Annotated in this window: 5 protein-coding genes; 1 reads left to right on the top strand and 4 read right to left on the bottom strand. The window is 68.2% G+C overall.

Annotation, left to right across the window (positions count from 1 at the left end; translation table 11 throughout):
- Positions 1-44: 44 nt before the first annotated feature.
- The 4 genes from M4D77_RS23335 to guaB form a co-directional block, all read right to left on the bottom strand.
- On the bottom strand, positions 45-203 hold the full coding sequence (locus tag M4D77_RS23335; RefSeq protein ID WP_259937658.1) for a hypothetical protein: 159 nt from the start codon (positions 201-203) through the stop codon (positions 45-47).
- A 95-nt stretch (positions 204-298) separates the two neighbouring features.
- Positions 299-2,086 (bottom strand): GMC family oxidoreductase, encoded by a 1,788-nt coding sequence (locus tag M4D77_RS23340; protein WP_083207277.1) that lies wholly within the window; start codon positions 2,084-2,086, stop codon positions 299-301.
- 45 nt (positions 2,087-2,131) lie between these two features.
- Positions 2,132-3,289, bottom strand: a complete 1,158-nt coding sequence (locus M4D77_RS23345; protein ID WP_058250882.1) for a GuaB3 family IMP dehydrogenase-related protein — start codon at positions 3,287-3,289, stop codon at positions 2,132-2,134.
- 87 nt (positions 3,290-3,376) lie between these two features.
- Positions 3,377-4,888: an IMP dehydrogenase gene (gene guaB, locus M4D77_RS23350; RefSeq protein ID WP_058250693.1), complete on the bottom strand. Its 1,512-nt coding sequence runs from the start codon at positions 4,886-4,888 to the stop codon at positions 3,377-3,379.
- A gap of 146 nt (positions 4,889-5,034) precedes the next feature.
- Here guaB and M4D77_RS23355 point away from each other — a divergent pair, with 146 nt between their 5' ends.
- Positions 5,035-5,424 carry a DUF5319 domain-containing protein gene (locus M4D77_RS23355; RefSeq protein WP_058250883.1) on the top strand — a complete coding sequence of 130 codons (390 nt, stop codon included), beginning with the start codon at positions 5,035-5,037 and terminating at the stop codon, positions 5,422-5,424.
- The last annotated feature ends 49 nt before the right edge of the window (positions 5,425-5,473 follow it).

The following is a 5,473-nucleotide window of genomic DNA, read 5'->3' on the forward strand; positions in this document are numbered from 1 at the left end:
GGAACTTCCACATCGAAACTGACCGAAAACCGCCCACTTTCAGGTCAGGAGATCCCCACCTGTTCGAACGGCGACGACGGATCGATCCGCCGCGTCAGGATGACCGGATGATGCCCACGCGCGGCGAGATCGGTCGCCAGATGCGTACCCAGCGAACCACTTCCGCCCGCCAACACCACGGTCAGCGGTTCTGTCCCCGACATGCGTCTCCCCCGTTCGGCACTGGACGACGACACTACCCGCCGACGCCGCCGACCGGGGTTACGTGCTCACAGGGCGGGTGATCGGCGCACCGACGCTACGAGATCCGTTGAGCCGTCAGTGGAGTGGCCGGGACGACCGGGGTGATCGGCAGCCGCAGGGCGCCGGGTGCGTCGGCCGGCACCACCGGGGACGTCGGCGTCGCGGGCTCGATGCGGCGATACGGCTCGCCCTGGGCAGGACGCCGGTCCTGTTCGCCCTTGTTCGGCCACAGTGCCGCCGCGCGTTCCGCCTGCGCACAGATCGTCAGCGACGGATTGACGCCGAGGTTCGCCGACACCGACGCACCGTCCGCGATGTGCAACGTCGGGTAGTTCCACACGCGCTGGTAGGGATCGATGACGCCGTTGTCCGGGTCGTCGGAGATCGCGCAGCCGCCGAGATAGTGCGCGGTCAGCGGCATGTTGACGATGTCGCCCCAGGTCCCGCCGGCGACGCCGCCGTCGAGCTTCGCCGCGATACGGCGAGTTGCCTCGTTGCCCTTGGGAATCCACGTCGGATTCGGCTCACCGTGGCCCTGTTTGCTGGTGACGTACCGCAGCGGTCCGCGCTTGCGGACGAAGGTGGTCAGCGAGTTGTTGTTGTTCTGCATGACCAGGGCAATCACGGTCCGCTCACTCCACTGTCGCACCACGAGCAACCGCACCAGCAGGAACGGGTTGCGGGCGACCTGACGCAGGAACTGCCCGAATCGGTTGCGCCGGGTCCCGCCATCGGTGAGCAGGGTCTGCAGGTACGCGATCGCGTTGGAGCCCTTGCCGTATCGCACCGGTTCGATGTGCGTGTTCGGCTCGGGGTAGAACGACGAAGTGATCGCGACGCCGCGCGAGTAGTCGTTCTCCGGGTCGATCCGCGACCCCATCGCACCCAGGATCGACTCCGAGTTGGTGCGCGTGAGCCGGCCCATCGCGTCCGAGATCTGCGGCAGCGTACCGAGTTTCGCGTGGTGCAGCAGTCGTTGGGTGTTGAACGTGCCGGCCGCCAGGATGACCTGACCCGCCGTGATCGTGCGCCGGCGGCGTCCGAGCGGCCCCCACGACGACGAGTGATGCGTACCCACCTCCCAGACACCGTCGGCGCGCTGCTGTAGCGAGTCCACCGTGGTCCGGTCGATGATGGTGGCGCCGTGGCTCTCCGCTAGACCGAGATAGTTCTTCAGCAGGGTGTTCTTGGCACCCACCCGGCATCCGGTCATGCAGGCGCCGCATTCGGTACAGGCGGTCCGGTCCGGACCCGCGCCGCCGAAGTACGGGTCGGCGACGGTCTCACCGGGCGCGCCGGACAGGCCGGTCTTCGCGCCGAAGAACACACCGACCGGCGTCGGGGTCACCGTGTCCCCGACCCCCATCTCGGCGGCGACTTCGGCGACCACGCGGTCGGACGCGGTGACCGTCGGGTTGGTGACCACCCCGAGCATCCGCCGGGCCTGGTCGTAGTACGGGGTGAGCTCGTCCTCCCAGTCGGTGATGTGATTCCACTGGGGATCGGTGAAGAAGGGCGTCGGGGGCTTGTAGAGCGTGTTGGCGTAGTTGAGCGAGCCGCCGCCCACCCCCGCCCCGGCGAGGATCATCACGTCTTTCAGGGCGTGGATGCGCTGGATGCCGTACAGGCCCAGCTTCGGTGCCCACAACCATCGGTTGAGACGCCAACTTGTCTTGGCGAAGTCCTCGTCCTCGAACCGACGCCCGGCCTCGACCACGCCGACGCGGTACCCCTTCTCCACCAGCCGCAACGCACTCACGCTGCCGCCGAACCCGGAGCCGACGATCAGAACGTCGAAGTCGGTGGCGTGTTCGGTCGACTTGTCGAATCCCATGCCGAACATACTAACGCGCATTGTCACATAAAGAGACCCAGGTCACCCTAACTATCAGCCGCGGACGGACAACCCCACGCGCTGGAATTCCTTGAGGTCGCAGTAACCGGCCTTCGCCATGGCCCGACGCAGTGCGCCGACGACATTCAGTTCGCCGTACGGGTCGTCGGAGGGGCCGTAGAGAACCCGCTCGAGACTCGGTCGGTCCTCGCCCGCGGCGACCTGCAGGAGGGCGCCGCGCGGGGTGTCGGGGTGAGCAGCGGCCGACGGCCAGTACCATCCGTTGCCGGGCGCGGAACTCGTTGCGGCGAGCGAGGTTCCGAGGACCGCGGCGTCGGCTCCACAGGCGATCGCCTTGACGATGTCGCCCGAGCTGTGGATGTCGCCGTCGGCGATGACGTGGACGTAGCGACCGCCGGTCTCGTCCAGGTAGTCGCGACGCGCGGCGGCGGCGTCGGCGATGGCGGTGGCCATCGGCACACCGATGCCGAGCACCTCGCCCGTCGTGGTGGCTCCCGCGGCGGAACCGTAGCCGACGATCACGCCCGCGGCACCCGTCCGCATCAGGTGCAGCGCGGTGCGGTGGTCGTGCACGCCGCCCGCGATGACCGGTACGTCGAGATCGGCGATGAAGGTCTTCAGGTTCAGCGGTTCCCGCTGCGTGCCGTCGGCATCGACCTGCGCCACGTGCTCCGCCGAGATGATCGTGCCGTGCACCACCAGGATCTCCACCCCGGCGGCCAGCAGCGCCGGGGTCAGCTCGGGTGCGTGCTGCGGACTGACGCGAACGGCCGTGGTGACCCCCGCGTCGCGGACCTGGGCCACGGCCTCGCCGAGCAACCCGCTGTCGAGCGGGGCCGAGTGGAGTTGCTGCAGGTGTCGAACCGCCGCATAGGGATCCGGGTCCTCCGCCGCGATGGCGACGAGTTCGGCGATCTTCGCCTCGACGTCGCGATGACGGGCCCACAGCCCCTCACCGTTCAGGACGCCGAGCGCGCCGAGCTTGCCCAGTTCGATCGCGACCGACGGCGACACCAGGGCATCGGTCGGGTGGCTCAGGATCGGCGAGGAGAACCGGTAGGCATCGATCTGCCATGCGGTGGAGACGTCCTTGGACGAACGGGTCCGACGGGACGGGACGATGCTGATGTCCCCCAGCTCGTAGGTCCGTCGGGCTGTCCGGCCCATGCCGATTTCGACGAGGTCACGCACCACTGCGCCTTTCTGCGGAGTTCAGCTGCACAACGACCCTACGGCCTGGCCCGCCGGACGAGTCCGGCGGGAACGACCTCGGGGAGTTCAGCGGGAATAGTAGTTGGGTGCCTCTGCGGTCAGCGTGATGTCGTGCGGGTGGGATTCCTTCAGGCCCGCCGCGGTGATCTGGACGAACCGTGCGGTCTGCAGATCCGGGATCGTGGACGCGCCGGTGTAACCCATGGCGGCACGCAGGCCGCCGACGAGCTGATGGATCACCTGCGACAGCGGACCGCGGAACGGCACCCGTCCCTCGATGCCCTCGGGAACCAGCTTCTCCTCTTTGAGGACGTCGTCCTGGAAGTAGCGGTCCTTGGAATACGACTTCGCCTGTCCGCGACCCTGCATCGCACCCAGCGAACCCATGCCGCGGTAGCTCTTGAACTGCTTGCCGTTGACCAGGACCAGTTCGCCGGGCGCCTCGGCGGTGCCGGCGAGGAGCGAACCGAGCATCGCGGTCGACGCTCCCGCCGCGAGTGCCTTGGCGATGTCACCCGAGTACTGCAGGCCACCGTCGGCGATCACGGGCACCCCGGCCTTCTGACAGACCGCCACGGCTTCGAGGATGGCGGTGATCTGCGGGGCGCCGACACCCGCCACGACGCGGGTGGTGCAGATCGAGCCCGGTCCGACGCCGACCTTCACCGCATCGGCGCCGGCGTCGACGAGGGCCTGCGCGGCCTCGCGGGTCGCGACGTTGCCGCCTACCACGTCCACCCGGTCGCCGACCTCGGCCTTCAGCTTGGCCACCATGTCGAGTACGAGCCGGTTGTGCGCGTGGGCGGTGTCGACGATGATCACGTCGGCCCCGGCGTCGGCCAGCGCCATCGCCCGGTCCCACTGCGGGTCACCGGTTCCGACGGCCGCCCCGACGAGCAACCGTCCGTCGGAGTCCTTGGTCGCCAGCGGATGCTGTTCGGTCTTGACGAAGTCCTTGACGGTGATGAGTCCGGTCAGGCGACCGTTGCCGTCGACGATCGGCAGCTTCTCGATTTTGTGCCGGCGGAGCAGTCCCAGTGCGGCCTCGGCGGAGACCCCCTCCTGGGCGGTGATGAGCGGGGCCTTGGTCATCACCTCGGCGACCGGACGGCTCTGGTCGACCTCGAACCGCATGTCGCGGTTGGTGATGATGCCGACGAGCTCACCCTTGTCGTCGACGACGGGCAGGCCGGAGATGCGGTAGCGCGCACACATGGCGTCCACCTCGGCGAGCGTGTGCGTGGGGGTGCACGTCACCGGATCGGTGACCATGCCCGCCTCGGACCGCTTGACGGTCTCGACCTGGCCGGCCTGCTCCTCGATCGACAGATTGCGGTGGAGGACACCCATACCCCCGGCGCGCGCCATCGCGATCGCCATCCGGGACTCGGTCACGGTGTCCATCGCCGAACTCACCAGCGGGACACGCAGCGTCACGTTCTTGGTCACCCGCGACGAGGTGTCGACCTCGCTGGGTATCACGTCCGACGCCGAGGGCAGCAACAGGACGTCGTCGAAGGTCAGGCCGAGCATCGCGACCTTGCCGGGATCGTCTCCACCGGTACGAACAGCAGTCATCGGACCATGGTATCGAGTCCCTTGTTGCGGCGATCGTCACACAGGAGTCTTCGCGCCGATGAGGTCGCCCGACCTACTCTCAACAGGTGCGCTCGACCGGTGAACGCCTGCGGCGCGCGCACCCGCGGATCGGCTACGGTGGTGTGGTGCGTGACCACCTGCCACCCGGCCTCCCGCCGGATCCGTTCGCCGACGATCCCAGCGATCCCGCATCCGCATTGGACAGCGTGGAGCCGGGTATCCCGTTGGACGAGAACGAGCGGCTCGCGGTCGAGGAGGATCTCGCCGATCTCGCACTCTACGAGGCCTTGCTGGCCAATCGCGGTGTACGCGGCCTGGTCGTCGTGTGCGAGGACTGCCGCGAGGACCATTACCACGACTGGGACATGTTGCGCGCCAACCTGATCCAGCTTCTCATCGACGGCACCGTCCGGCCGCACGAGCCCGCGGTGGATCCTCGTCCGGACGCCTACGTCACGTGGGACTACTGCCGCGGTTACGCCGACGCCCGTAGTCATCTCGACGACGAACGCTGACGCCCCACGGGCGTGGCGGTAACTGTCGCCGACTCTCCGGCACAAAGAC

The organism is Gordonia sp. p3-SID1431 (assembly GCF_025143765.1).
GTDB classification, from domain to species: Bacteria; Actinomycetota; Actinomycetes; order Mycobacteriales; family Mycobacteriaceae; genus Gordonia; species Gordonia hongkongensis.